Origin of the sequence: Micromonospora arida, from assembly GCF_042873195.1 — a bacterium.
Taxonomy (GTDB): Bacteria; Actinomycetota; Actinomycetes; order Mycobacteriales; family Micromonosporaceae; genus Micromonospora; species Micromonospora arida.
The window spans coordinates 361,998-388,475 of record NZ_JBIALC010000002.1 but is presented as its reverse complement, the minus strand read 5'-3'; the positions used below and the strand labels follow the sequence as shown (position 1 = coordinate 388,475).

General features: G+C 72.4%; 23 protein-coding genes. 9 read left to right on the top strand and 14 right to left on the bottom strand.

From position 1 onward, the window contains the following. The first annotated feature begins 133 nt into the window (after positions 1-133). Positions 134-1,414: a thymidine phosphorylase gene (locus ACFYP0_RS08410; protein ID WP_355493960.1), complete on the top strand. Its 1,281-nt coding sequence runs from the start codon at positions 134-136 to the stop codon at positions 1,412-1,414. Between the two features lie 110 nt (positions 1,415-1,524). Further along, positions 1,525-2,205: a DUF4272 domain-containing protein gene (locus ACFYP0_RS08405; RefSeq protein ID WP_355493890.1), complete on the top strand. Its 681-nt coding sequence runs from the start codon at positions 1,525-1,527 to the stop codon at positions 2,203-2,205. A 2-nt stretch (positions 2,206-2,207) separates the two neighbouring features. Here ACFYP0_RS08405 and ACFYP0_RS08400 read toward each other — a convergent pair whose 3' ends face one another. Then, positions 2,208-3,212, bottom strand: coding sequence for a putative RNA methyltransferase (locus ACFYP0_RS08400; RefSeq protein ID WP_356977892.1), 1,005 nt, complete (start codon positions 3,210-3,212; stop codon positions 2,208-2,210). A 1-nt stretch (position 3,213) separates the two neighbouring features. Beyond that, positions 3,214-3,702: a MarR family winged helix-turn-helix transcriptional regulator gene (locus ACFYP0_RS08395; protein WP_355493892.1), complete on the bottom strand. Its 489-nt coding sequence runs from the start codon at positions 3,700-3,702 to the stop codon at positions 3,214-3,216. A gap of 57 nt (positions 3,703-3,759) precedes the next feature. On the opposite strand from ACFYP0_RS08395, the gene ACFYP0_RS08390 reads away from it, so the two are divergent. Beyond that, positions 3,760-4,203 carry a PPOX class F420-dependent oxidoreductase gene (locus ACFYP0_RS08390; protein WP_355493893.1) on the top strand — a complete coding sequence of 148 codons (444 nt, stop codon included), beginning with the start codon at positions 3,760-3,762 and terminating at the stop codon, positions 4,201-4,203. A gap of 52 nt (positions 4,204-4,255) precedes the next feature. Next, positions 4,256-5,329, top strand: coding sequence for an adenosine deaminase (locus ACFYP0_RS08385; RefSeq protein ID WP_124856372.1), 1,074 nt, complete (start codon positions 4,256-4,258; stop codon positions 5,327-5,329). A 2-nt stretch (positions 5,330-5,331) separates the two neighbouring features. On the opposite strand, the gene ACFYP0_RS08380 is transcribed toward ACFYP0_RS08385, so the two are convergent. Continuing rightward, positions 5,332-5,625 carry a hypothetical protein gene (locus tag ACFYP0_RS08380; RefSeq protein WP_355493894.1) on the bottom strand — a complete coding sequence of 98 codons (294 nt, stop codon included), beginning with the start codon at positions 5,623-5,625 and terminating at the stop codon, positions 5,332-5,334. Positions 5,626-6,127: 502 nt separating this feature from the next. On the opposite strand from ACFYP0_RS08380, the gene ACFYP0_RS08375 reads away from it, so the two are divergent. The 4 genes from ACFYP0_RS08375 (at position 6,128) to ACFYP0_RS08360 (ending at position 11,223) form a co-directional block, all read left to right on the top strand. Next, positions 6,128-9,751 carry a sensor histidine kinase gene (locus ACFYP0_RS08375; protein ID WP_355493895.1) on the top strand — a complete coding sequence of 1,208 codons (3,624 nt, stop codon included), beginning with the start codon at positions 6,128-6,130 and terminating at the stop codon, positions 9,749-9,751. Next, positions 9,748-10,152, top strand: coding sequence for a roadblock/LC7 domain-containing protein (locus ACFYP0_RS08370; protein WP_030329023.1), 405 nt, complete (start codon positions 9,748-9,750; stop codon positions 10,150-10,152). Before ACFYP0_RS08375 ends, ACFYP0_RS08370 begins: the two co-directional genes overlap by 4 nt. Before the next feature lie 98 nt (positions 10,153-10,250). After that, positions 10,251-10,628: a DUF742 domain-containing protein gene (locus ACFYP0_RS08365; RefSeq protein ID WP_091397239.1), complete on the top strand. Its 378-nt coding sequence runs from the start codon at positions 10,251-10,253 to the stop codon at positions 10,626-10,628. Position 10,629: 1 nt separating this feature from the next. Next, positions 10,630-11,223, top strand: a complete 594-nt coding sequence (locus ACFYP0_RS08360; protein ID WP_357418005.1) for a GTP-binding protein — start codon at positions 10,630-10,632, stop codon at positions 11,221-11,223. A 271-nt stretch (positions 11,224-11,494) separates the two neighbouring features. On the opposite strand, the gene ACFYP0_RS08355 is transcribed toward ACFYP0_RS08360, so the two are convergent. Next, positions 11,495-13,939: a transposase gene (locus ACFYP0_RS08355; RefSeq protein WP_355493961.1), complete on the bottom strand. Its 2,445-nt coding sequence runs from the start codon at positions 13,937-13,939 to the stop codon at positions 11,495-11,497. 39 nt (positions 13,940-13,978) lie between these two features. Then, complete coding sequence (locus ACFYP0_RS08350) at positions 13,979-14,926, bottom strand: DNA primase (protein WP_355493896.1); 948 nt, start codon at positions 14,924-14,926, stop codon at positions 13,979-13,981. A gap of 159 nt (positions 14,927-15,085) precedes the next feature. Here ACFYP0_RS08350 and ACFYP0_RS08345 point away from each other — a divergent pair, with 159 nt between their 5' ends. Then, positions 15,086-15,424, top strand: a complete 339-nt coding sequence (locus tag ACFYP0_RS08345; RefSeq protein ID WP_091394524.1) for a PadR family transcriptional regulator — start codon at positions 15,086-15,088, stop codon at positions 15,422-15,424. Positions 15,425-15,445: 21 nt separating this feature from the next. On the opposite strand, the gene ACFYP0_RS08340 is transcribed toward ACFYP0_RS08345, so the two are convergent. The 9 genes from ACFYP0_RS08340 to ACFYP0_RS08300 all read right to left on the bottom strand — a co-directional run bounded on the left by ACFYP0_RS08340 (position 15,446) and on the right by ACFYP0_RS08300 (position 26,473). Beyond that, the gene (locus tag ACFYP0_RS08340) at positions 15,446-16,120 is read right to left on the bottom strand and encodes a permease prefix domain 1-containing protein (protein ID WP_124856362.1); all 675 of its coding nucleotides are present in this window, start codon (positions 16,118-16,120) and stop codon (positions 15,446-15,448) included. 68 nt (positions 16,121-16,188) lie between these two features. Further along, entirely contained in the window at positions 16,189-17,979 is a 1,791-nt protein-coding gene (gene cydC / locus ACFYP0_RS08335) for a thiol reductant ABC exporter subunit CydC (RefSeq protein ID WP_355493897.1), read from the bottom strand. Then, on the bottom strand, positions 17,976-19,652 hold the full coding sequence (gene cydD, locus ACFYP0_RS08330) for a thiol reductant ABC exporter subunit CydD (protein ID WP_355493898.1): 1,677 nt from the start codon (positions 19,650-19,652) through the stop codon (positions 17,976-17,978). The genes cydC and cydD overlap by 4 nt, the downstream gene beginning before the upstream one ends. Then, on the bottom strand, positions 19,649-20,656 hold the full coding sequence (locus ACFYP0_RS08325) for a cytochrome d ubiquinol oxidase subunit II (protein WP_124856356.1): 1,008 nt from the start codon (positions 20,654-20,656) through the stop codon (positions 19,649-19,651). The genes cydD and ACFYP0_RS08325 overlap by 4 nt, the downstream gene beginning before the upstream one ends. A gap of 10 nt (positions 20,657-20,666) precedes the next feature. After that, positions 20,667-21,920: a cytochrome ubiquinol oxidase subunit I gene (locus tag ACFYP0_RS08320; RefSeq protein WP_124856354.1), complete on the bottom strand. Its 1,254-nt coding sequence runs from the start codon at positions 21,918-21,920 to the stop codon at positions 20,667-20,669. 585 nt (positions 21,921-22,505) lie between these two features. Next, complete coding sequence (locus ACFYP0_RS08315) at positions 22,506-23,411, bottom strand: M56 family metallopeptidase (protein ID WP_355493899.1); 906 nt, start codon at positions 23,409-23,411, stop codon at positions 22,506-22,508. Positions 23,412-23,421: 10 nt separating this feature from the next. Continuing rightward, positions 23,422-23,895, bottom strand: a complete 474-nt coding sequence (locus ACFYP0_RS08310) for a BlaI/MecI/CopY family transcriptional regulator (RefSeq protein WP_091394501.1) — start codon at positions 23,893-23,895, stop codon at positions 23,422-23,424. A gap of 330 nt (positions 23,896-24,225) precedes the next feature. Continuing rightward, on the bottom strand, positions 24,226-25,050 hold the full coding sequence (locus ACFYP0_RS08305; protein WP_355493900.1) for an aldehyde dehydrogenase family protein: 825 nt from the start codon (positions 25,048-25,050) through the stop codon (positions 24,226-24,228). Beyond that, positions 25,043-26,473 carry an aldehyde dehydrogenase family protein gene (locus ACFYP0_RS08300; RefSeq protein WP_124862044.1) on the bottom strand — a complete coding sequence of 477 codons (1,431 nt, stop codon included), beginning with the start codon at positions 26,471-26,473 and terminating at the stop codon, positions 25,043-25,045. Before ACFYP0_RS08300 ends, ACFYP0_RS08305 begins: the two co-directional genes overlap by 8 nt. Between the last annotated feature and the right edge of the window lie 5 nt (positions 26,474-26,478).

The window sequence follows — 26,478 nt, the reverse complement described above, 5'->3', positions numbered from 1 at the left end:
TGGGGGGGGGGGGCGGGTGGCCGGCCTCCGGGGGGACGGGTGTGATCCCTCCGCCGGGCACGGTCGGCCCCGGCCCCGTCGTGGGCACTGCCGTCCGTCGGGCACGGTTTCTCCATAGGACTAGGAAGATCTTCTGATGACTTTTGCTGCTGTTGACGTTATTCGGGTCAAGCGGGACGGGGGTGTGCTGTCGGACGCGCAGATCGACTGGGTGGTCGACGCGTACACCCGTGGGGTCGTCGCCGACGAGCAGATGTCAGCGCTGGCCATGGCGATCCTGCTCAACGGCATGACCGGGCCGGAGATCGCCCGGTGGACCGCCGCGATGATCGCCAGCGGTGAGCGGTTGGACCTGTCGGCGGTACGCCGGCCGACGGTCGACAAGCACTCCACCGGTGGCGTCGGCGACAAGATCACTCTGCCGCTCACCCCGCTGGTGGCGGCGTGTGGTGCGGCCGTGCCGCAGCTGAGCGGCCGGGGTCTCGGGCACACCGGCGGCACGCTGGACAAGTTGGAGTCCATCCCGGGCTGGCGGGCCACGGTGAGCAACGACGAGTTCATCGCCCAGCTGGACGAGGTCGGTGCGGTGATCTGCGCGGCCGGTGCCGGGCTGGCCCCCGCCGACCGCAAGCTGTACGCGTTGCGCGACGTGACCGGCACCGTGGAGGCGATCCCGCTGATCGCCAGCTCGATCATGAGCAAGAAGATCGCCGAGGGCACCGGGGCGCTGGTCCTCGACGTCAAGGTCGGCTCGGGCGCCTTCATGAAGTCCGTGGACCAGGCCCGCGAGTTGGCGCGCACCATGGTCGAGCTGGGCGGTGCGCACGGGGTGCGGACGGTCGCCCTGCTCACCGACATGTCCACCCCGCTCGGCCTGGCGATCGGCAACGCGGTCGAGGTGACCGAGTCGGTCGAGGTGCTGGCCGGTGGTGGACCGGCCGACGTGGTGGAGCTGACCCTCGCACTGGCCCGGGAGATGCTCGACGCCGCCGGTCTGCCGGACGCCGATCCGGCTGCGGCGCTGCGCGACGGCCGGGCCATGGACTCCTGGCGGGCGATGATCCGGGCGCAGGGCGGCGACCCGGACGCGCCGATGCCAACGGCTGCCGAGGTGGAGGTGGTCCGCGCCGAGCGGGACGGGTACGTCGCGGCCGTCGACGCGTACGCCATGGGGGTTGCGGCGTGGCGGCTCGGCGCGGGTCGGGCGCGCAAGGAGGACCCGGTCAGCGTGCCGGCCGGTGTGGTGTTGCACAAGCGGCCGGGTGACGAGGTGCGGGCCGGTGACCCGCTCTACGAGCTGCGTGCCGACGACGCGACGCGGATTCCGGCAGCGCTGACCGAGGCCGCCAACGCGATGCGGATCGCGCCGACGGCCCCGGCGGCGACGTCGTTGGTCATCGAACGCATCGGCTGATCGATTCGGCGTCGCCCTGGCGTGGTGCCGGTCACCTGGGAGCGCTATTGTCGCAGGCCAAGGGGGGACAACCGGCCTTGTGCCGGCGCGAGCAGACAGGAAGATCCGCCGTGACCGTTGCTGCCCCCGACCCACGTGAGGTGCGCGAGGCGAGCCTGGACGAGCTGTCCCGGCTCGGCCTGCCGTTGCCGCCGGCCCAGTTTCCCCTCGTGTGGGAGCCGGGTGACCAGATCGACCTGCGCCCGACCGGGGAGATCGAGGCGCGGATCGCGGTGCTGCACCTGATCCTGGCCCGCTGTTTCGGGTTGCCCCCACAGGCGGCGATGAGCTGGCTGCTCGGCTCGCACCTGGTCGACATGGTCACCCCGCCGGAGTGGCAGTTCGTGATGGGCGGCAAGGGTGACCACCGGTCGTTCGTGCTGCACCACGACGCGCTCTTCGCGCTGGCCTGGGTGCTCGGGCTGAGCAAGCAGCTCGACCCGACGCTGGCCGTCGACGAGCGGCTGGTCGAGCGGCTGCCGCATATCGCCCAGGGGGAGACCTTCCCACACTGGCGCTCCCGAATCCTCACCGCGCCGCAACACCCGGCCGACGCGGCCGCCCTGCTCGACCTGCACTACTGCCTGGACTGGGCGTACCTGGAGACCGAGCGCGGCGGCCGGCGGGCACCGGGCCTGGTCGACGCGAACGCGATCGGGCAGCGGCGTTGGGCGCTGGAGTGGGCGGTGGTCCTGCGCGGGCCGTACCACGACGAGCCGCCCGGCTGGGAAGAGGTCGACCTCTCCACCTGAGGTCAGCGAGGTTGCAGGACGTCGAGCCGGACCGCCACGGTGACCCGGACCGGTTCGGGCAGCGCGGCCAGCCGGGTGGCGAGCGCCGCCGGGTCGGTGTGCCAGGCGCTGGGGCCCATCCCAACCAGGGTGGCGACCTCCGGCCGGGTCAATGCCAACTCGGCCCGGTGCACGGCCGAACTGACCGGCGTGAAGTGCCCGCCCAGGCTGGCGGCCACCCGGTCGGCCTTGTCCGGGTCCACCCGCAGCAGGTCGAGGGCGTCCACCAGTTCGGCGAGGTGGTCGGTGTCGGGCGTGACCACCAGCAACGTGCCGGCCGGGTCGAGCACCCGTTGGAACTCCGGGCCGTTGCGCGGGGCGAAGACGTTCAGCAGCACGGCGGTCGAGGCGTCGGCGAGCGGCAGTCGCTGCCAGGTGTCGGCGAGCGCGGCGGCGGCCCGGGGATGCGCGCGGGCCGCGCGGCGCAGCGCCGGCTTGGACACGTCCAGGGCCAGACCCACGGCGTCCGGCAGCGCCGCCAGCACCGCGCCGAGGTACCGGCCGGTGCCGGCGCCGGCATCCACCACCAGGGGGTACGCCCCGACGTCGGGCAGCGGTGGCTCGACCCGCATCTCTGCTGTTGGGTCCTTTGCTCTGCACCCGTCGAGGCGACGGCTCGGCTGGGAGACTGTCGCCTCGACGGGTGCAGAGCAAAGGGTGGGTGGAGTAGGTGCCGGTCGCGGGGCGTCCGTCGTGCCGAGACGGCCCACAGCGTCCGTCGCGGCAGCGGCGAGGGCGGCCGAGATGACGTCGTAGTGCCCGGCGGCCTGGAAGTCCGCGCGGGCCGCGACCATGTCGGGGGTGTCGCCGACGTGCGGGGCCCGACCGGTCAGCAGGTTGACGTAGCCCTGGCGCGCGATGTCGAAGCTGTGCCGGCGTGGGCAGCGCAGCGCCCTCGTGTCGGTGGCCTGCTCCAGCGGCTCGCCGCAGACCGGGCAGCGCAGCCGGTCGAGGATGCGGGGGTCCACGTCAAGCCTCCGGATCGTGTCGTGGGTGGGGCGTCCGCCCGCCGAGGTGGTCGACCACCCGATGGGTGAGCGCGCCGAGCGCGTCGACCTCCGCGGGGGTGAGCAGGTCGATCAGGTGCCGGCGGACGGCGGCCACGTGGCCGGGAGCGGCGGACTGGATGGCCTGCCGCCCGGCGGGGGTGAGGACGACTATCGAGCCCCGGGCGTCGTCGGCGCACTCCTCGCGGGTCACCAGGCCGCGCTGCTGCATCCGCGTCAGGTGGTGCGAGAGCCGGCTGCGTGACCAGAGCATGCGGTCTGCCAGCTCCCGCAGGCGCAGCCGTCCCTGTGGTGTCTCGGAGAGGTCGGAGAGCACGTCGTAGTCGGCTTCGGACAGGCCGGCGTCCTGGGTCAGCTCCCGGGCCAGTTCCAGGTCGAGCAGTCGACGCATCCGGCGGTAGCCGCGCCACGCGCGGTCCTCCCGTTCGTCAAGCCACCGGGCTGCGTCCATCCGACAAGTCTAGCGGTTGGTTGACACGTCATCGATTTGCACCGTAAGTTCGATGACATGTCAACGAAATCTTCCCACGGTGACCCCGTACCCCGCCGCCTGTGGGAGCTGTTCGGTCAGCGGGGGCGCGGAGTGCTGGTCACAGTGCGCCGAGACGGGCGGCCCCAGCTGTCCAACCTCGACTACCTGGCCGAGCCGGGGTTGATCCGCTGCTCCACCACCGGGGACCGGGCGAAGGTGCGCAACCTGCGCCGCGATCCCCGGGCCAGCTTCCACGTGACCACGCCGGACGGCGGCGCGTACGCGGTGGCGGAGGGGGTCGTGACGCTCAGCGAGCCGGCCGTGGCCACCACCGACGAGACGGTCGACGAACTGGTCGAGGTCTACCGCCGGATTCGTGGCGACCACCCGGACTGGGCGGACTACCGCGCCGCCATGGTCGCCGACGGACGGCTCGTGATCCGCCTCGACGTGCACCGGGTGTACGGCTGGCGGCCGTGACGCCCGGCCGGTCCCGTACCGGTCCGCCCAGGCCGCTGACTAGGGTCTGAGCATGGTCGCAACTATCCGGTACGAGGACATCGTCAAGGTCCCGAAGGCGCTGCTGCACGACCACCTCGACGGCGGGCTGAGGCCGGCGACGATCGTCGACCTGGCCGCCGAGGTGGGCCACGAACTGCCCACGACCGACCCGGAGGCGCTCGGACGCTGGTTCGCGGACGCGGCGGACTCCGGTTCCCTGGAGCGCTACCTCGAGACGTTCGCGCACACCGTGGCGGTCATGCAGACCGCGCCCGCGCTGCGTCGGGTGGCCCGCGAGTGCGCCCTCGACCTGGCCGCCGACGGCGTGGTCTACGCGGAGGTGCGTTTCGCCCCGGAGCAGCACCTGGAACGGGACCTCAGCCTGGACGAGGTGGTCGAGGCGGTGCTGGCCGGGTTCGCCGAGGGCACCGCCCAGGCGGTCGAGGCCGGCCTGACCATCCGGGTGGGCACCCTGCTCACCGCGATGCGGCACGCCGCCCGTTCTCAGGAGATCGCCGAGCTGGCCGTGCGGCACCGGGATGCCGGGGTGGTCGGCTTCGACATCGCCGGCGCCGAGGCGGGCTTTCCGCCCACCCGGCACCTGGACGCCTTCGAGTACCTCCAGCGGGAGAACTTCCACTTCACCATCCACGCCGGCGAGGCGTTCGGTCTGCCGTCGATCTGGCAGGCGATCCAGTGGTGCGGGGCCGACCGGCTCGGCCACGGGGTGCGGATCGTCGACGACATCGCCCCCGACGGCTCGCTCGGCCGGCTGGCCGCGTACGTCCGGGACAAGCGGATCCCCCTGGAGCTGTGCCCCTCGTCGAACGTGCAGACCGGTGCGGTGGGCTCGATCGCGGACCACCCGATCGGCCTGCTGCGGGACCTGCGTTTCCGGGTGACGGTCAACACCGACAACCGGTTGATGAGCGGCACCTCGATGTCGCGGGAGATGTCGCTGCTGGTGGAGACGTTCGGCTACGGCTGGAAGGAGTTGCAGTGGTTCACCATCAATGCGATGAAGAGCGCCTTCATCCCGTTCGACGAGCGGCTGCGGATCATCGATGACGTGATCAAGCCGGCGTACGCGAAGTTGATGGCCTGAGCTCAGCCATGTGGGTGGCCGGCGAGCAGCCCGGCCACCCGGCGCAGCACCTCCCGGGCCCGGGCCGCCTCCGCGCCGAGGCCCATCTGCCGGCGCAGCACCGCGGGCTCGGCCCGCAGCAGTGCCACCCCGCGCCGAATCAGCACCCGAGGCGCCTTGCGCTGCTCGGACAGGTCGCGGGCGAGTCGGCGCACGAAGGTGGCCCCGCGCGGGCGGCGCAGCGCGTACGCCCCGGCGAGCAGCCCGCGGCGACGGCACTCCTCGACGATCTCGGCGGCGAAGATCCCTTCGGCCACGAAAAGTGGCGATCCGGCGACATCAAATGGCCGGGTGGCCACCCGTCGATCGGCACCGATCGCATAAACCGGCACATCGGCTCGGCCTTCGCGGGCAAGTTGGGCAATGATTTCCACCGCACTGGGGGCGTCCCAGGAGTGCGGCGATTCCCAATCCACCTGGCCGTTTCGTCTCGGCAACGTAGGGTCATCGCCGTCTTTGTAGAAGTCGTCCAAGCAAAGCACCGGCAACCCGGTTTGCTGCGCTATGTACGACTTTCCGGACCCCGATGGGCCGGCCAGTAGGACAACACGGTGCGGATGTTCCATTACCTTCAGTTACTCCGGCCAGACAGACTGCTATCAAATCGCATCAACATCTCATCACACCTTCGGTCTGGGACAACCTGGGCTTTCTTCTTGTCGACCGGCGTGATGGAATCTCGGGGGTCCGACCCGCCGGGTCGGTCGCTGGGCGTTGCCCGGGGCAACGCGTTCAAGCTGTAATCGCGAGGGCGGTGACGTGAGCAAACGGCCAAAGACGGCGGGCTCCTTCCTGTCGCGGCTGCGCCGGCCGGCCAGTCGGCTCCGGGACATGCCGATCTGGTCCAAGCTCGGTCTCATCATGATCGTGCCGACCATCGCCACGGTCGTGGTGGGCACCAGTGGTCTTATCGACCACGTGGAGACGCTCAACAATGCCAACCGAGCTGGCGACCTGGCGAATCTGTCGAGCTATTCAGGTGACCTGGTCGACAGCCTGCAGGACGAGCGGACCGCCGCCGTGCTGCTGCTGGGCGCGGACGGGACGCAGCCGACGGCGCAGTACCAGGAGGCCTACAACCGGGTGAACTCCCGGGTGGATCAGGATGCGATCCCCTACCGGCAGCAGCGGACCGAGATCGAGGACCTGCCGGGCAGCCTGGAGAGCCTGCTCAACAGCATCGACCAGAACCTGCAGGACCTGTCGGGCGTTCGCAGCCAGGTGTTCAACGGAAAGCTCGCGCTCACCGAGACCGTGCAGGCGTACGAGGGTCTGATCAGTGACCTGCTCGCCATCCGCGACTCGTCCACGCAGCTCGCCGGTGACAACCAACTCAGCGACCGGATGCGCGCCGCCGCGGCGGTCGCCCGGGAGAAGGAGTTCCTCGCCGTACGCCGGGTCGTGGTGCACCGCGCGCTGGGCGTGAAGGGCGGACAGCGCCTGACCCCGGCACTGCGCAGGGACTACGTCGCCAGTGACACCGGCCAGCAGCAGGCCCTGCAGAGCTTCAAGGCCGTCGCCACCCCGGACGACGCGAAGTTCCACGACCAGACCGTCGCGGGCGGCGACCGCCGGCAGGCACAGAACTACACCGGCTGGATCGACGGCAACACCACCGGCAACATGCGCGGTGCGCCGTTCGGCCCGGACCAGTGGGAAGCCGCCATGACGGCCAACGCCAAGCTGATCCGCACCGTCGAGCGGAAGCTCGACAGTGAAGTGGTCGACCAGGCCGACACCCTCCGCTCGGACGTGCAGCGCCAGGTCTTCCTGGAGACCGGCCTGCTGCTCAGCATGCTGCTGCTGGCGATCCTCTTCGCCTACCTGGTGGCCCGCTCGATGGCCCGCTCACTCCGTGAGCTGCGGCAGGGCGCGCTCTCCGTGGCCCAGTACGGCCTGCCACAGGCCGTGGCCCGTCTGCGCGACCCGCAGGTCGTCGGGCAGCTCTCTCCGGTGCAGCTGGCCAACCAGATCGCCGAACCGCTGCCGGTGCGCAGCAAGGACGAGTTCGGCCAGGTGACCGAGGCGTTCAACGCCGTCCACCTGGAAGCCGTCCGTACGGCCGCCGAGCAGGCGGCACTGCGTGCCTCCGTCGCGACCATGTTCGTCAACCTGGCCCGTCGTTCCCAGATCCTGGTCGACCGCCTCATCGGGCACCTCGACCGGCTGGAGCGCGGCGAAGAGGACCCGGACCGGCTGGCCGAGCTGTTCCAGCTCGACCACCTGGCCACCCGGATGCGCCGTAACGACGAGAACCTGCTGGTGCTCGCCGGTGCCGACTCCACCCGCGTTCAGCGTGAGCCGGCCGCCCTCATCGACGTGCTGCGCGCCGCGCAGTCCGAGGTCGAGCACTACACGCGGATCGAGTTCGGTGTCATCGACCGCGACATCGAGGTCGCCGCGCACGCGGTCAACGACCTGGTGCACCTCGTCGCGGAGCTGTTCGACAACGCCACCGCGTTCTCCCCGCCCGACTCGCAGGTCATGGTCGAGGCCCGGCGTGTCGGCGACCGCTCCTCGCTGTACGTCGAGGACCGCGGTATCGGCATCAGCGCCGAGCAGTTGCACGACCTCAACGAGCGGCTCGCGACGCCGCCGCAGGTCGACGTGGCCGTGTCCCGGATGATGGGCCTCGTCGTGGTCGCCCGGCTGGCGTCCCGGCACGGTGTCCGTGTCGAGCTGCGCCCCGGCAACGACCGCGGCACGGTTGCCGACGTCACCCTGCCCACCTCGGTACTGGTGCCCCGGGCACTCTCCGGTCGGGTGCAGCAGCCTCCGGCGCTGCCGGCGGCCGGTGCTCCGCAGTTCGGGGGTCCGCAGTCCAATGGGCCCGCGCCGGTCTTCGGCGCGCTGCCCGCGCTGGGCAACGGCCCTCGTCCGAGCGAGTCCGGCAACCAGGTCACCCTGGGCGGTCGCCCGTTCGACCCCGCGACGCGCAACGGTGCCGGCACCCCCGCCAACGGCGGCGCGTACCGGTCGATGCCGGCCTGGTCCGATCTGACCGGCGCGGCCGGAACGAACGGCGCCAACGGCGGCGACGGGTTCACCCCCCGGTCGGCCAACGCCCAGGGCACCGACCCGCTGCCGCAGCGCCGGGCCGGGGACGAGACCCCGACCACCGGCCAGCAGCCGTCCATTCCGCGTCAGCTGCCGAGCAGCCCCGAGGCGCACCCGTACTCGGCGCCGCCGGTCTCCGCGCAGCCCTACTCCGGTGCGCCGGTCTCCGCCTCGCCGGCCTCCGGTCAGCCGTACTCCGGGCAGCCCTACTCGGGTGCTCCGTACGGCGGCGCGCCGGTGTCCGCCGCTCCGGCCTCCGGTCAGCCGTACGCCGGTCCGCCGGTGTCCGCGTCGCCGGTCTCGGCCTCGCCGGCGTCCGGTCAGCCGTACTCGAACCAGCCGTACTCGGCGCCGCCGGCCTCCAGCCAGTCGTTCAGCGGCTTCGCGCCCCGATCCGCCCCGCCCGCGCAGGCATCCAACGCCCCGGCGCCGCCGGCCTGGCCGCCGGTGCCCGGTAGCGACCGCGACACGGCCACCCCGCCGGTGCCCGAGCGGCTCGCCGCCGCGCTGGACATGACGACGGAGCTGCCGCGGGTGCCGCGACCCGGCGAGCAGCCGGCCGCAGCCCAGCCTCCTGCGCCGACCCCGGCAGCAGCGCCGGCTCCGGCTCCGCAGACTCGGCCAGCGCCGCAGACTCGGCCGACGCCGCAGCAGCCGCAGAACCGTCAGCGGTACGCGGATGAGACGATGGAGCTGCCGATCTTCCGGGAGCTCGAGTCAGCCTGGTTCCGTACCCGTCGTCCGGGCTCCGAGGAGACCGCGGCCGGCGCACCGCCAGCGACGAACGGCGACTCCGCGACCCAGCAGTTCGCCACGGTCGAGGCCACCGGTCGGGCAGTCCACAAGACACCACCCGGGACGACAGGTAACACACCGATGGCAGACACTCCGACTGTCGGAGGAGCGCCGCGGGACAACGGCTCCACAGCGAACGAGGGCACCCGCCCGAGTCTCGCCGAGAGCCTGCCGAACCGCCGGCCCCAACCGCAGAGCAACGGCTGGCAGACCGCCGCCGACGACGGCTGGCGTGCTGCCTCCGCGGCGGCCGGCGCGGCGCCGGTGAGCGAGACCACCACGACCGGTCTGCCGAAGCGCAAGCCGATGGCGCAGCTGGTGCCCGGCGCGGTAGAGAAGCCCACCACCTCGGTCCAGCGGCGCTCCCCGGAGGCGGTCCGTGGCCTGCTCTCCGCCTACCACCGGGGCGTGCAGCGAGGGCGTAGCACCTCGGACAACCCGACCAGCCCGGAGGCGACTCCGGGAGGGCAATCCTCGCAGTCTGGCTCAGGCCCGGTGGCCGGGAGCGGGCAGAAGGAGCAAGAAGGATGACAACTACGCAGGATCTTGGTTGGCTGCTGGCCAACTTCGCCGACCGGGTACCCGGCGTCGCGCATGCGGTCGCCGTATCGGCGGACGGCCTACTCCTCGCGTCGTCACGGGATCTGCCGCGCGACCGGGCAGACCAGCTCGCCGCGATCTCATCGGGTCTGGTCAGCCTGACCCAGGGGGCAGCACGCTGCTTCGAGGGAGGCGCGGTGTTGCAGACCGTCGTGGAGATGGACAATGGCTTCCTGTTCCTGATGTCCATCTCGGACGGCTCGTCCTTCGCCGTGCTGGCAGCCCGCAGCTCCGACGTGGGCCAGGTCGGCTACGAGATGGCGCTGCTGGTCGATCGGGTCGGCGACGCACTGACCCCGCAGCCGCGTGCGGCTGCGGGCATGCTGGGCTGACGTCTCGCCGATCGTGAGGTCGGCACGACTGCAACAACGACAACGACGGGTTTCGCCGGTGGGAGCCGGTAACGGGTGCGAAGGAGGTGAGCGGCGAGATGGCCGATCGTGACGAACCAACCGGAGCGTTGGTCCGTCCATACGCCGTGACCCGTGGTCGCACCCGTCCCCGGCTCGACATCGCGCTGGAGGCGCTCGTCGAGACGACGGTGCGCGGCCGGGCCCTTGCCAATGGCAACGGCGGCCAGGGCCGCGAACACCAGTACATCGCCGCGCTGTGTGACGGACGCGTGCAATCGCTCGCGGAGATCGCGGCGCGGATGCAGCTCCCGCTCGGTGTGGCCCGGGTGCTCATCGCCGACATGGCGACGGACGGCCTGGTCGCGGTCCACGAGCCGACCATTTTGGACGACTCCGACGACGCGGTGGGCACTGAACTGCTGGAGAGGGTGCTGAGTGGACTTCGCAGGCTCTGACATGTCGCACCGCCCGCCGAACCCGAGCGGCCGCGTGACGTCGGCGAAGATCGTTATTGCCGGTGGATTCGGCGTCGGTAAGACGACGCTGGTCGGCTCGGTCTCGGAGATCACGCCGCTGACCACCGAGGCCATCATGATCTCCGCTGGCGTGGGCGTCGACGACACCCGGCAGGTGCCGGGCAAGACGACGACCACGGTGGCCATGGACTTCGGCCGGATCTCGATCGACCGTGACCTGATTCTGTACCTGTTCGGTACGCCGGGTCAGACCCGTTTCTGGTTCATGTGGGACGAACTGGTGCGGGGTGCGATCGGTGCGGTCGTGCTGGTGGACACCCGCCGGCTGGCCGACTGCTTCGCGGCGATCGACTTCTTCGAGCACCGACGCCTGCCGTACCTGGTGGCGATCAACTGCTTCGACGGGATGCAGTACCACGACCCGCAGGACGTCCGGGACGCCTTGGCGATCTCGAGCGACGTGCCGGTGGTGGCCTGCGACGCCCGTAACCGGGAGTCGACGAAGCACGTGCTGATCTCGCTGGTCGAGTACGTGCTGACCATGCGCCGTACGCGCGCCGTCGCCCCGGCCTGATCCGGGACGCTGCACGCCCCGGTGGTGGCTCCGGCCGCCACCGGGCGCTGCCAGCCGCCCCGATGAGTGTGTCCGCGCTGGTTGGTCGCTCAGACGAACCAGCGCGCCGCCAAGCCGCCTCCTGACGACCTGGAAGCTGTCAGCCCTTCCCGGGGCACAGGCCACCCACGGTCCTCGCGAGGCGGCTTCTGCGTGCCCGGGGGATCGCCCTGCTGACGCGGAAGCGCCCCCAGCCAGCTGGCTGAGGGCGCTTCCGCGTGTGAGAAAGAGATCAGGACTGGTAGCCCGCCGAGCGGTACTCGTACTCCCGGTCGTCGTCGCGGTCCCCGTGGTCGCGGCTGAAGTCCCAGCCGCCGGCCGCCTCGCGACCGGGCCGGCCACCCACCGCGAAACCGCCGATCTCCTGGCCGCGACGCCAGCCACGGAAGTAGCCGGTCGTGTTCTCCGCGAGGCTTGCCGCATCACGCACTATCCGCAATGGGCGCTCCTCGCGCAGAGGCGAACCTGGCACCAGGTTGGCCTGCGGCACGCGCTTCGGCAGCCCGGCATTGGTCTCGGCGCCCACCGCCGGGCGGGCGGCCTGCTCCGCGGCCTGCCAGCCGGTGTCGGCGGTGGTCGACCAGTCCAGGTCGGACTCCTCGGCCTGCCCGACGAACCAGGCCGACTTGGCCTGCGCGAAGATCAGCAGATCGCCGTCGCCCTCGTCGGCGACCGGCGGCGGCCGGTGCTCCATCGGTGGTGGCCGGTGCTCGACCGGGGGCGACGGCCGGTGCTCGGCGGCGCGCTCGGTGCGGGCGGCCGCCCGACCGTTGCGAGCGGCCTGCTCGCGGTCGACAAGGCGCAGCGGTGGCGTCTCCAGGTGCTGGTCCGCGGGAGGGCTGAGCCCTTCGCGCAGCGCCCGGTCGGCCAGCGGCGGCGGCTCCACCAGCCGCAGCATCGGCGGCTCCGGTGGCAGGTCGTCGGCCAACCACGGCGGGGTGACCCGACCGTCGGCCCGACCCGGGTCGGTCGGGGCGTCGACACCGCGGCTGCCGCCGTACGAGTAGGCCACCGGGTTGTTCGGTGAGCTGTCGGACGGGTCTTCCGGGTTGTTGACCAGCGGCCAGTTGGCACGAGAGCCGGGCGCTGCGGCCTCCTGACCCGGCCGAGGGATCGGCACCGGAATGCTGAGATCGGTGGCGCTGAACCCGCCGGTGGGTGCCTCGTCGACCGGGCGTTGCAGGTGGCTCGGCCGGGGCTCACCGTTGGTCTTGGGGCGGGGCGGAATGACAGTCCGCTGCCGCTCGGCCCGCGCGTTGTTGATCGCGGCAGTGGTCAGCGTCGGCCGGAACGGCTCACCGGCCTCGGCCGGCGGCACCATGCCGCGCTGCGCCGGCGCGATCGGGGTGATCCCGGGCGGCGGAGGAGGCGGCGAGGAGACGGGCCGGTTGGTCGGGCCGTCGATCCGGCTGGGAAGCGGCTCGCTGCGACTGGGCAGCGTGGACGCCGGCGGACCAGCCATCGCCGCCGGAGTCATCGGCGCGGGTGCGACCGGCGGCGGCGTGACCGGCGCGGGTGCGACCGGCGGTGGCCCGAGCGGGCGGGGCGACGCCAACGGCGCGTTACCGGGGACCGGCTCGGGACGGCTGCGCCGCCCGACAGCGGGTGCCGGGTCGGCAGCTGCCGGGGTGGGTCGGACCGACCGCAACCCGGCGTTGGTGCCGGCGAGGCCGGTCAACCCGGCGTTGGTGCCGGCCAGCCCGGTCAACTCGCCGACGGACTCGCCACGGCGGGCCGCAGCCCGGCGGCCGGGTGCCTGGACAGGCGCGCTGACCCGTGAGCTGAGCGCGCTGACCAGCGCCTCACAGCCGGCGTCGCAGGCCCGTACGGAGGCGACGGCCTGGCGGACCGTCTCGGCCACCGCGGACGTGAGCGCCCGGTTGACCGCGGCACGTCGGGGTGTCTCGGAGATGGCGACCCGCAGGGCGGTGACCGCCTCGTTGATCTCCTCGGCATCGGCGACCCCGTCGGCGGCGAGGTGCGCGGCGATGGCGTCCGCCGCGACCGACACCTCGCGGCCCCGGGCCACGGTGCCGCCGAGCATTCCTGGCTCGGGCAGCGCGTCCAGCACGGCCAGGGAGACCGGCTCGGCCGGGTCCGGGTATGCGCGCAGGGCCGCCGGGTAGAGCTCACGCAGAACCTCGCGCAGCGCCACGGCGGCGGAGTGTCGGCCACTGGCCAGCGCGGCGTGCGCGGAGAGCACCTGCTTGTAACCGGCGAGATCCCGGGGTGCCGGCAGGGTGACGGCGGAGAGCGCCCCCGCCTGCAACGCGCGGGCCAGGCCGACCGCCCGCCGTTCGGCCGGAGGTGACTGCATCTCCTCAAGGGAGTCGTCGTCGGCGAACCGCTCGGCGAAGTCGTCCACCGAGTCGTCGTCGGCGATCGCCAGGGGTCGCCCCGCCGCGCTCAGCAGCGAGGTGACCGTGTGGTCGTCGCTGTCGGCGGCGATGGCCGCACCGCTCGGCCCGCCCGACCGCTCCACGAGCAGCGCGACGAGCTGGGCGTAGCCAGCGGCGTCATCGCTGATCTCGCAGACATGCAGCAGACGGCCTGCGTCGTCGACCACAGCGGACGTCAGCGTCGAACCGGCGGAGGCCGGTCGGTCAGCCGGATCCGCCGAGGCCAGACCGCAGTAAACGCGCACGAGCGCCACGGCGTCGTCCTCCTCCCGGGACAGGTCTTTCCTCTGCCAGCAACTGATGCTCCCCGGTACGGGTCAGTCGCGCCAGTCCACCACCGCAGAGATCTTGCCGACAATGGTGCGCCAACCCAAACTTGCGGTCTGCGCCCCGATCTTCTTCAGCCGTCGCCGGGCCATGAACGCGCCGATCCCACCGTTGGCGGTGCCACGCAGCGCCTCGTCCAGGTCGTCGAGGCTGGAGCCGGCGGAGAGCATGTCGAGTACCGCAGGCAGCCGCAATGCGTACGAGAGGTCACGCGCGGCCTCGCCCGCCTCGATCAGCAGGGTCGAATCCCACGCGTCGTGCCCGCCGCGCAGGTTCTCCACGACCAGGTCGAGCTCGTAGGTGTCCTCGTCGAGCGGAGCGATATCTGCCGGCTCCACCCGTTCGGACAATTCATTCCAGCTGTCCAGTTGGGACAGATCGTTTGGCGCACCGGATCGGATGAAACTGACAAGCGACTCGGGGGTCTTGAACAGCAGCAGCTTGCCTCGGTGGCTGAGGAAGACCGGCACCTCCTCGTCGTCCGCCTCGTCCGTGACGGCCTCGTCCGACTCGTCGTCGGTCTCGGTGTCGGTGGCGGCGCCGTCCCGGCGGCGCGTCGACTCGTCGGCCTCGTCGGCGAACTCCTGGGCCAGCTCCTCATCGAGGATGACGACGGTCTCGTCGTCCTCCTCGTCCTCGATCGCCTGGCGGCGGGCGAGGAACGGGTCGTCCTGGTCGCGCTCGGTCACGTCGGTCGGAGTCAGCGAGCTGGCCGGTCGGTACGCCCGGAGCGTGAAGCCGGTGCCGGCGGGCAGGGCGATCTCCACTGGGTCGATGCGCAGCTCGTCCCAGAGTGAGCGGTCGGTCGACGCCAACGGGCGCTCGGTCTCGTCTGGCTCGGCCGCGCCGGTGGTGTCGTCGAGCTCGGGCTCGTCGGCGTCGGGCCGTTGGGGCGACTGGCGGGCCACGCTGACCTCCGTGTGCTTCGGGTTGCCCACCCACCGGGGTCTCTGACCGGCGAGTGACTCTGGGCACATACCCTAGTCGGCGGCCCTGGGTGACCGATGCCCGCACCCCGGTGGCCGGTTGGCGCACGGGTCGACCTGCTGGTCGTCACCGCTGGCGAAGCGGCGGTTCGACAAGTAGCGTAGCTACGTATGAAGGCCCAGGCGCTGCACGGCCATCTCGACGCTCTGCTGCTCGCCGTGCTCGAACAGGGCGCGCTGCACGGCTACGCGATCATCGAGGCGCTACGCGCCCGCAGTGACGGCAGTCTGGATCTGCCCACCGGCACCATCTATCCGGCACTCCGTCGCCTGGAACGCGCCGGCCACGTGGCGAGCACCTGGAGCACTGTCAGCGGCCGGGAACGGCGGACGTACCAGCTCACCGACTCCGGTCGGCGGGCGCTGGCGGGGGAGCGGGCCGGTTGGCGCGAGTTCCAACTGACCGTCGGCCGGTTCCTCGATCCCGGCAGCCCGCCCACCCCGGCCTGACCCGCTCGGATCCGACGCCGATCAGCGGGTGGTGGCCAGCAGCCAGCCGCGTGCCGCGCGGGTCAGCGAAAAATATCCGCCGCCCACCAACACCGCCCCGATGATCATCGGTGGCCAGTGCGCCGCCGCGTCCCAGAGGTTGAGTGACCAGGTGAAGAGGGCGCCGCCGGCCACTATGCCGAGGACCAGGACGCCGGTCAGGCCGACGCCCACCGCGCGCTGGGCCAGAGCCAGGCCCGGCCGGGGCGCCCGCGCGCTCGCCCAGACCACCAGCAGACCGGCCACCGCGAGCAGCAGCGCACTCATCCAGATCCAGTCGACCGAGGCGGCGAGCAGCTGGTAGCCGGCCGGAGGGGGCGGCCCGCCACTCCAGCTCGACCCCCGCCAGGTCAGATCACCGGCAACCACCCCCACCCCGGCGATCGCCAGCATCCGCAGGGAGAGCCCACGCAGGGCGCCCACCGCCAGCTCGGCCTGCCAGGACGGGAGCACCTGCGCCGGTGAGCCGAACTCCACCACCGCCCGGCGCTGCGCCTCGGTGGGTGGCACCCCGCTCTCGCGGTACGCCTCGACGGCGTCCAGCAACCCGTGCCGGGCCTCGGTCAGCAGGTCGGACTTGAGTCGCGCCGGCCCCTGCAGTCGAGCGGCCAGCTCCCGCAGGTGCTCGTCGACCATCACGTCCTCACCGCGCCCCATGGCACCACCCTGCCACGGACCCCGGCCGGTCGACGTCCGGGAGAACCCTGGTCCGCCCCCGAGTCGGGTCAGGGGGCGAGCGCCAGGTAACCCCGTTCGGCGGCGGCCTGGAGCAGCCACTGGTCCCGGTACCAGCCCGGGGCCGCGACCAACTCGGCGTGCCGACCGCGCTGGATCACCCGGCCGCCGTCCAGGACCACGATCTCGTCCAGTTCGGCCAGCCCGCTGAGCCGGTGGCTGATCAGCAGCACCGAGTGCCCGGCGGGGGTGGCGGCGAGGGCGGACGCGAGCACCGCGTCCGCGGCGGTCGGGTCCAGACCTTCGGTGGGCTCGTCGAGCACCAGCACCGGCGGCGCGGCGAGCAGGGCCCGGGCGAGGGCCAGCCGCTGCCGCTGCCCGCCGGAGAGCTGCCCGCCCTCCTCGCCGACCAGCGTGTCCCAGCCCGCCGGCTGAGCGTGGACCCAGTCCAGCAGGCCGGCGGCGGCGGTGGCCGCGCTCAGCTCCTCCTCGCCCGCTCCGGCCTGCCCGAGCAGCAGGTTCTCCCGCACCGTGGCATGGAAGACGTACGCCTCGGCCAGCAGCCCGCCGACCGCGCGTGGCAGCGCCTCCTCGGCGTACGCCGAAAGGTCGTGACCGTCCAGGGTGACCCGGCCGGACGCGGGCCGGACGGTGCCGGTCAGCACGGCGGCCAGGGTGCTCTTGCCGGCGCCGCTCGGGCCGACGACAGCGATCCGGCGTCCCGCCGGCAGGTCCAGGCTGACCCCGTCCAGGGCGGGCACCGCACCGGCCCGGTACCGCACTGTCACGTCGACGAAGCGCAGCTCGTGTGGACCGGTCAGGTCCGTTGGACCGGTCGCCGGCGGCGCGGTCGGCGGGTCGGCGTCGAGCAGGTCGGCGACCCGGGTCAGGCCGGGCCGCAGCTGCGTCCACTGCCGGGCCGCCGCGACCAACGCCAGCATCACCTCGACGGCGGCCAGTGTGCCGACGGCCAGGACGCCCACCAGCACCCCCGGCACGTCGGCGGCGAGCGCGACCAGCACCACTGCGGCGGCGGTCACGCCGGCGGCCAGCACGCCGGCCGCGTCCACCGCGAACCCGGTGGCGGCGAGCCGACGTTCCAACCGGGCCAGCCGGTGGGCGCGCTGCTCGGCGGCGCGCAGCGTGACGTCGGTCGCCCCGAAGGCGGCCAGGTCGGCCGCGCCGTGGGTGAGGTCGATCGCGTCGGTGGCCAGCGCACCCCGCAGGGGGGCCACCTCGGCCGCGCTGCGGCGGGTGACCGCGGTGGCCAACGCGGGCAGCGCCACCCCGGCGACCAGCAGCCCGACGGCGAGCGCGCCGGCGGCCGGTGGTGAGATCAGCGCCGCCACGGCGACCGCCAGCACACCGACCACTGCCGCCGCCGAGGCGGGCACCAGCACCCGCAGCAACAGGTCCTGGACGGCCTCCACGTCGGAGACCAGTCGGCTCAGCACATCCCCCGAGCGGTGCGCCGTGCCACGGCGGGCCGCCAGGGTGGCGAAAACCCGGGCGCGGACGTCGGTGATCATGCGGAGCACCGCGTCGTGCCCGGCGAGCCGTTCGGTGTAGCGGAACACGCCCCGGCTGATCGCCAGCGCCCGGACCGCGACGATCGCCACTGTGAGGCGGTCCAGCGGAGGCTGACCGGCGGCGCTCATCAGCAGCCAGGTGGCGGTGGCCATCAGGGCCAGCCCGGCGAACTCGGTGGCGGCGGCCAGCAGCCCGGCTCCGACCAGGCGGCCCAGGTACGGCCGGGCCAGTCGCAGCACGGCCCGCTCGGCGGCGGCCCGCCCGGCCGGTGCCGCGTCGGCCACCACCGCCGGCCCGTGTTCGGCGGTCATCGGGCGGCCTTCCCGGTCGGTTCGGGCGTCAACTCGGTGACCCGACCGTCCTCGATGCGCAGGATCCGGTCGGCGTCGGCCAGCAACGCCGGTCGGTGCGCGACCAGCAGCGCCGTCCGTCCGGCGACCAGGCGACGGGTGGCGTCGAGCACCACCGCCTCGGCCGCCGTGTCGAGTCGGGCGGTGGGTTCGTCGAGCAGCACCACCGGGGCCGCGCGCAGGAACGCCCGGGCCAGTGCCACCCGCTGCCGCTGCCCACTGGACAGCCCGTGCCCGCGCTCACCGAGCAGGGTGTCCAGGCCGTCGGGCAGGCCGGCCACCACGTCGTCCAGGGCGGCGTCGTGCATCGCGGCGGTGAGTACGTCGGCAGGGGTGTCCGGCGCGCCGAGGCGGATGTTGTCGGCCAGCGAGGCGGCGAAGAGGTGCGCCCGCTGCGGCACCCAGGCGAGCTGCCGGCGCCAGGCGTCCGGGTCGGCGGTGGCGAGGTCGACCCCGTCCACCGTGATCCGGCCGCTGGTCGGCACCACGAAGCCCAGCAGCAGGCCGAGCAGCGTGCTCTTGCCGGCGCCACTGGGCCCGATGATGGCGATCCGCTCGCCGGGCCGGATGGTCAGGGTCACGTCGCGCAGGGCGGTGGTCCGCTCGTACGCCACTGTCACCCCCTCGAACCGGATCTCGGCCCGAGCGTCCGGGACGGAGGCGCCCTCGGCGGCCCGCGGCGCGGTGGGTGCGGCGGAGACGGTCAACGCCTCGTCCAGCGCGGCCAACCCCTCCATGCTGGCGTGGAAGCGGCTACCGGCGGCCCGTAGCGGCAGGTACGCCTCCGGGGTCAGCAGCAACACCAGCAGCGCGGTCTGCAGGGCCAGCCCGCCGCCGAGCAGGCGGATGCCGACCGGCACCGCGACCAGCGCCACCGAGAGGGTGGCGACCAACTCGAGGACCAGCGCGGAGAGGAACGCGATCCGCAGCGTCTTCATGGTGGCGACGCGGTGACCGTCGGCCATCCGGCGCACCACGTCGGTCTGCGCCCGGGCCCGCCCGAACGCGCGCAGCGTGGGCAGCCCGGCGACCATGTCGAGGAAGTGCCCGCCGAGCAGCGCGAGCCGCCGCCACTGCCGTTCGGTGGCGGCCTGCGCCTGCCAGCCGAGCAGCGCGCCGAAGACCGGGATCAGCGGCAGGGTCACCGCGATGATCACCGCAGAACTCCAGTCGGCGAAGACGACCCGGGCCAGCACCGCGAGGGGCACCGTCACGCTGAGCACCAGTTGCGGCAGGTACCCGGTGAAGTACGCGTCCAGCGCGTCCAGCCCACGCCCGGCCAGGGTGGCGATCTCACCGGCCCGCTGCCCGGCCACCCAACCGGGCCCGTGCCGGCCCACAGCGCCGAGCAGGTCGGCCCGCAGCGTGGCCTTGACCGTGGCGGCGACCCGCGCCGAGACCGTGCCCTGCGCCCAGACCAGGGCCGAGCGGGCGGCGACCGTGACCACGAAGCCGGCCAGCGCCGGTCGATCCAGCCGACCGTCGATCGCGGTGGCCAGCAGCGACGCGAGCGCGGTGGCCTGCGCCACGATCAACCCGGCGGCCAGCACCCCCAGGAGTGCGAGCACGGCAAGGTCGCCCCGGGCCGCAGGGACCCGGCGCAGCAGACGCGGGTCGAACGGACGGCGGCTCACCAGTACACCGGTGCCCTACCGTCGGTCCGTCCTCGGAAAACCCACCAGCACATCGCCTGGAAGCCTAGTAGGGCCGGAAGTAGCGGCAGCGCCACCCAGCCCAGCAGCCGCAGTGTCGGCCCGCTGGCGGCCGCGTCGGCCACCCGCAGCGAGGCGTCCGGGTCGGTCGTGGACACCAGCACGTAGGGCCAGAGAGCGGCTCCGACCAGCACCACCGGCAGCGCCAGGGCCGCGCCGGTGGCGACCAGAGCCCACCCCGGTCGCCGCCGGGTCAGCGCCGCGCGGGCCGCCAGCAGCGCCGCCACGAGCAGCACCGGCAGGAGTACGGCCACCGCCGGCCGCTGCACGGCGTCGCGTACCCGGGCGGAGAGCAGGCCCACGACGGTGGCCAGGGCGACCGCGGTGAGCGCCACCGGCACCAGGCGGCGGGCCGTACGACCGACCACGGCGGCGGCCTCGGCCGACAGTCGCAGGGTGAGGAAGGTCGCACCGTGCACAGCGACCAGGGCGACCATGGCCAGCCCGGCGGCGGCCGCGAACGGGGTGGCCAGGTGTGTCACCCCGGCGACGTGCCCGTCGGCCTGAAGGGGTACGCCCTGCAACAGCGCGGCGAGCAGCGCACCCCAGCCCAGCGCGGCGAGGGCGCTGCCGATCATCACGACGCGGTCCCAGCGGGCCCGGATCCGCTCGTCGTCGGGTCGGCTGCGCAGCTGTACGCCGACGGTGACCAGGATGACGCCCACGAGGGCACCGGCGACGGCCGGATAGCAGCCGGCGAGCAACTCGCCCTCCAGCAGGGGGAACGCGCCGAAGAGGATGCCCACGGCGGCCACCAGCCAGACCTCGTTGCCGAGGAAGAAGGGGCCGAGCGCGGTGAGCGCCTCCCGCCGCCCGGCCGGACCGACGCCGCGGGCGAGCAGCAGCCCGACGCCGTAGTCGTAGCCGGCGAGCACCAGGTAGCTGGCGAAGAAGAGGCCGAGCAGGGCGTACCAGGCGAGGTCCACGGTCTACTCCTCAGAGGAGGGCGGGTTCGGGGTGGGCCGGCTCGCTGGGCGGGGCCGGCGGGCGGCCGAGCGCCGGGTCGGCCGCGCCGCGCCTGGCGTGCCGGGCGAGCAGCACCCAGTTGGTGACGGCGAGGGTGCCCAGCAGCAGGCTGAACCCGATCAGCGAGGCGAGCATCAGCGGTGCGCTGACCGGGGAGACGGCCTGCTCGGTGGGGAGCAGCCCGTACGCCACCCAGGGTTGACGGCCGACCTCCCGGGAGATCCAGCCGAGGATCACCGCGATGAACGGCAGCGGCAGGGCGAGCAGGATCAGCCAGAGCGGGAAGCGCAGTCGGATGACCCAGTCCCGGAAGAGCAGGGGCAGCAGGAGCCATATGCAGCCGAGGGTGAAACCGATCAGGATCATGAAGCCCAACCCGACGCTGGCCAGCACCGGCGGGGTGTAGTCGCCGGGGCCGAACCGCGTGGTCCACTCGGCGATCAGTGCCTGGCTTTCCGGGCCGTCGCCGCCGAACTTGGTCGGCTGCACCGCGCTTACCGGGCCGAACTGGGCGAAACCGAAGCCCTGCACCATCGTGATGGCCAGTGCCGCGGTGACCAGACCGATCCGCAACGAGGTGCGGAAGAGCGCGAAGTCCGGGGTACGCCGGATCAGGTGCCCGGCGCTGACCGCCGCCATCAGCATCCCGCCGACCAGCAGCGCCGCCGAGACCACGTGCCCGAAGGCCATGCCGAGGCTGGGGTTGGTGAGCAGCGCGCCGAAGTCGGTGAGGTGGGCGATCCCGTCGCGGACCTCGTAGCCGACCGGGTTCTGGAGCCAGGAGTTGGCCACCATGATCCAGAACGCCGAGGCGTACGCGGTGATCGCCACGCCCCAGAGCAACGCGAGGTGGACGCCCTTGCCGAGTCGGTGCCAGCCGAAGATCCACATCCCGAGGAACGTGGACTCCAGGAAGAACGCCACAAGCGTCTCGATGGCCAGCGGTGCGCCGAAGACGTTGCCGACGTAGCGCGACAGGCCGCTCCAGTTCAGCCCGAACTGGAACTCCATCACGAGCCCGGTGGCGATGCCGAGCACGTAGTTGATGACGTAGAGCTGGCCCCAGTAGCGGGTCAGCCGCTCCCACTTCGGGTTGCCGGTGAGCACCCAGGCGGTCTGCATGCCGACCAGCAGGGTGACCAGCCCGAGCGTGACGACCACGAACAGGAAGTGGATCGACGTGGTGGTGGCGAACTGCAGGCGGGCGAGGAGCAGGGTGTCCATGACCAGCCCTCCATAGAGTTGGCTCCCTTGTCGTAGCCACCCTACACGTAGTTTGCCTACTGATAGGAACTACTACGCCCTGTCGTAAGTCATGCTACTACGCAACGTAGTAACAGAGCGCACCGCGCCCGACCCGCCCTCAGCGCCCTCACGTCATCGAGTCGCTGTTCGCGAACCCGCCCCGCCCCCGCCCCACCCCGTCGATCAAGGAGTTGTGGTGGGTGACAAAGTCCCCAGTAATGGACCAAACGGGCACCACAACTCCATGATCGACGTGACCGGGCCGCGATCTTGCACTTACTGTCCCGACATAGGGCGCAGTCAACGCTTTCCGGCAACCGAAACTGCAAGATCGGCGCGGGCGCGGGCGCGGGCGCGGGCGCGGGCGGGGGCGGGGGCGGGCGCGGGCGGGGGCGGGGGTGCGGGAGCGGGCTCCGGGAGTGACGGACCTGGCGTCGTGTTATCCGCGCAGCAATCGAGTGCTCAGGCTCCTGGATATGGTGGTCGGCCCGGCGGTGTCGGGCAGCGTCTCGCCGCGCGAGGTGCCCAGTGTGCGTGCGTCAGCTCAGTGGCGCCTTGTGGGCGTCAGCTCAGGAAGAGGGTGACCGGGAGGGCGACCAGGGTGGTGGCGACCGCGAGGGCGGTGGCACCGAGAACCCGGGGCGGCCGGTCGCTGACCAGCAGGCGCTGCACCCGTACGTCGAGATCCCGGTCGCCCATGCCGAGCGCGCCGGCCGGGGTGATCCGGTGCCCGGCGGCCGCGAACCGGCGTAGCGCACCCGCCAGCGGTGCGTCGGCGTGCAACTCGCGGGCCTTGTCGTCGGCGCGCATCTCGACCAGCAGGGCGACCCGCTCGTGCGCGTCGCGCACCCAGCCGAACCACGGCAGCGCCCGGCACAGCGCGGTGAACGGCAGCAGCACCAGGTCGTGCCGCTCGTGGGCGTGCGCACGCTCGTGACTGAGCACCGCGGCCAGCTCGGCCCGGTCCAACAGGCTGAGGGTGCCGGCGCTGACCACCACCTGCGGCTTGACGCCCGGCAGGCAGTACGCGGCGGCGCTCGGATGATCCAGCACCAGCGCGCCCGGCGCGGCCGGGTCGTTCCGTGCGACCAGGGAGAGCAGGTCCCGGTGGCGACGCTGGGCGCGTACGGTGCCGTGGATGCTGCGCACGGTCGTCGTGACCAGCACCGCCCCGATGCCGAAGCCCACGCCGACGCCGGCCAGGTGGAACGTGCCCACCCCGATCGGCAGGGCGCCGTGGGCGAGGTCGTTGGCCAGGGCGAGCAGCGCGCTACCGGTCGGCCGGCCGTACGCGCTCAACCCGAGCGCCATCGGCAGGCCCATCGCCGAGAGGCCCATCGCCAGCCCGACGGCCTGCCAGCAGACGATGGCCACCCGAGGGCTGCGCCACGTCCAGGTGGAACGGGCCAACACCTGGGCGGTCAGATAGCAGGCCAGCATGGTGGCGGCGAAGTGCACGGCGTAGGCCATGGTGCGCGCCCTACCGCTCCGCTGCCTCGCCGGCGGGTCGTCGGCCCGCCGGCCCGTCCACCCGGTCGGTCAGGGCGTCGGCCCCGCCCGCGTCGCCGCCGGTGGAGCCCGGCCCGGTCAGGCCGGCCTCGCTGCCAAGGGCCGCTCGCAGCACCTCGGCCTCGGTGCCGGTCACCGAGCGGGCGAAGCGCACCAGCGCGGCGTCCCGGCTGCCACCCAGGTCGAGGGCGTCGAGCATGAGTTGAGCGATGTGCGCCTCACGGCTGGCCGCCGGACGGTACCGCCAGGCCCGGCCCTCCCGCTCCCGTTGCACCATGCCCTTGCCGGCGAGCCGGTCCAGCACGGTCATCACAGTGGTGTACGCCAGCTCGCGGCCATCGAGCGCGTCGGCCACCTCGCGCACGGTCACCCCGTCCGACGTGCCGGGAACCACGTCCCACAGCACGTCCATTACCGCACGCTCAAGATCGCCCAACCGAGTCACAAATCAATCCTACCCCCGGTAGTAGACCCCCGACCCACCCGACCAGGCACTGCCCCGGCCAAGATCCCCACACAAACAACGATGTAGTGGCCTCCATCCGCCAGGAGGCCACTACATCAACGAAACTGCGCGATCTTGGAGCAGGAGCAGGAGCAGGAGCAGGAGCAGGCGCAGGCAACTCAACCCAAGGCAGAGCCCGTGAGCTGACCTTCCCGACGAACCCGGCCCAGGTCAGGTTTTCCGGGGGAGCCCGCCCACGCAGGGATCAAGCCTGACCGCCCGGAGTGGGCGGGCTCCCCCGGAAAACCCCAAAGGCCGAGCAAAAGACGATCACACTCCCTTCGGGTGCCACACCGTCTTCGTCTCCAACAGTGCCGTCATCCGATCCAGGCCCGGGTCGACCGACCAGTCGTGGTCGGCCGGGGCCGGTCGGAGCACCCGCTTGAGGTTTTCCGCCGCCTTGACCTCGAGGTCGGTGGCAAGGGCGGCGTCGGTGACCCCGGTCAGGTCGATCGCGTTGACGTCCATGTGCGCGGCCAGCGTCGGCGCGGTCTCGGTGATCGCGCCGGTGAGGATGTTGACCACACCGCCGGGCAGGTCGGAGGTGGCCAGCACCTCGGCCAGCGTCACCGCCGCCAGCGGCTCGGTCGCCGACGCCGCCACCACCACTGTGTTGCCGGTGACGATCGCCGGGGCGATCACGCTGACCAGGCCGAGCAGCGCCGGGCGCTCCGGGGCGACCGCCGCGACCACGCCGGTCGGATCGGGCGCGGAGATGTTGAAGTACGGGCCGGCGACCGGGTTGGCGCCGCCGTACACCTGGGCGAGCTTGTCGGCCCAGCCGGCGTACCAGACCCAGCGGTCGACCGCGGCGTCCACCTCGTCGCCGGGGATGCCCAGGGCGACGAACTGCTCGCGGCGGCCCTCCAGCATCTCGGCGGCCCGGTAGAGGATCTGACCCCGGTTGTACGCGGTCGCGCCGGCCCAGCCCTTGACGGCGGCGCGGGCGGCGACCACCGCGTCCCGGGCGTCCTTGCGGGAGGCCAGTGACACATTCGAGGACTGCACGAGATACGACCGTCCCGACTCGCTGCGCGGGAACTTCCCGCCGATGAAGAGCTTGTACGTCTTGCGTACCGCGACCCGCTCAGACATTGAGGTAGCCCTCCAGCCCGTGCCGGCCGCCCTCGCGACCGTAGCCCGACTCCTTGTAACCACCGAACGGCGAGGTGGGGTCGAACTTGTTGAAGGTGTTGGCCCAGACGACGCCGGCGCGCAGCCGGTCTGCCATCCACAGGATCCGGGAACCCTTGTCGGTCCAGATCCCGGCCGACAGCCCGTACGGCGTGTTGTTGGCCTTCTCCACGGCCTCGGCCGGGGTGCGGAAGGTGAGCACCGACAGCACCGGGCCGAAGATCTCCTCGCGGGCGATCCGGTGTGCCTGGGTGACGCCGGTGAAGATGGTCGGCGCGAACCAGAAGCCCCGGTCGGGCAGGTCGCACGGCGGTGACCAGCGCTCGGCACCCTCGGCCGAGCCGGCGTCGGACAGCTCGCGGATCCGCTCCAGTTGGGCTGCCGAGTTGATCGCGCCGACGTCGGTGTTCTTGTCCAGCGGGTCCCCGACCCGGAGCTGAGCCATCCGTCGCTTCAGCGACTCCAGCACCCGGTCGGCCACGTTCTCCTGGACCAGCAGTCGGGAGCCGGCGCAGCAGACGTGCCCCTGGTTGAAGAAGATGCCGTTGACGATCCCCTCGACGGCCTGGTCGATGGGTGCGTCGTCGAAGACGATGTTGGCGGCCTTGCCGCCCAGTTCCAGGGTGAGCTTCTTGCTGGTGCCGGCGACCGACCGGGCGATGGCCCGGCCCACGTCGGTGGAGCCGGTGAAGGCGACCTTGTCCACGCCGGCGTGTTCGACCAGCGTGCGGCCGGTGTCGCCGGCACCGGTGAGGATGTTGACCACACCGGCCGGCAGGTCGGCCTGCTGGCAGATCTCGGCGAAGAGCAGCGCGGTCAGCGGGGTGGTCTCGGCCGGCTTCAGCACCACAGTGTTGCCCGCGGCCAGCGCCGGGGCGATCTTCCAGGCCAGCATGAGTAGCGGGAAGTTCCACGGGATGACCTGCGCCGCCACGCCGATGGGCCGCGGATTCGCGCCGAAGCCGGCGTGCTCCAGCTTGTCGGCCCAGCCCGCGTAGTAGAAGAAGTGCGCGGCGACCAGTGGCAGGTCGACGTCCCGGGACTCGCGGATCGGCTTGCCGTTGTCCAGCGATTCCAGGACGGCCAGCTCGCGGGAGCGCTCCTGGATGAGCCGGGCGATCCGGTACAGGTACTTCGCCCGGTCCCGGCCCGGCATCGGGCCCCAGACCTTGTCGTACGCCTTGCGGGCGGCGCGCACGGCGCGTTCCACGTCCTGGGCGCCGGCCTCGGCGACCTCGGCCAGCACCTCCTCGGAGGCGGGGTTGATCGACTTGAAGCTGCCACCGTCGGTGGGGTCGACGAACGTGCCGTCGATGAACAGCCCGTACGAGGGTTTGAGGTCCACCACCGAGCGGGACTCGGGGGCGGGGGCGTATTCGAACATCGGCT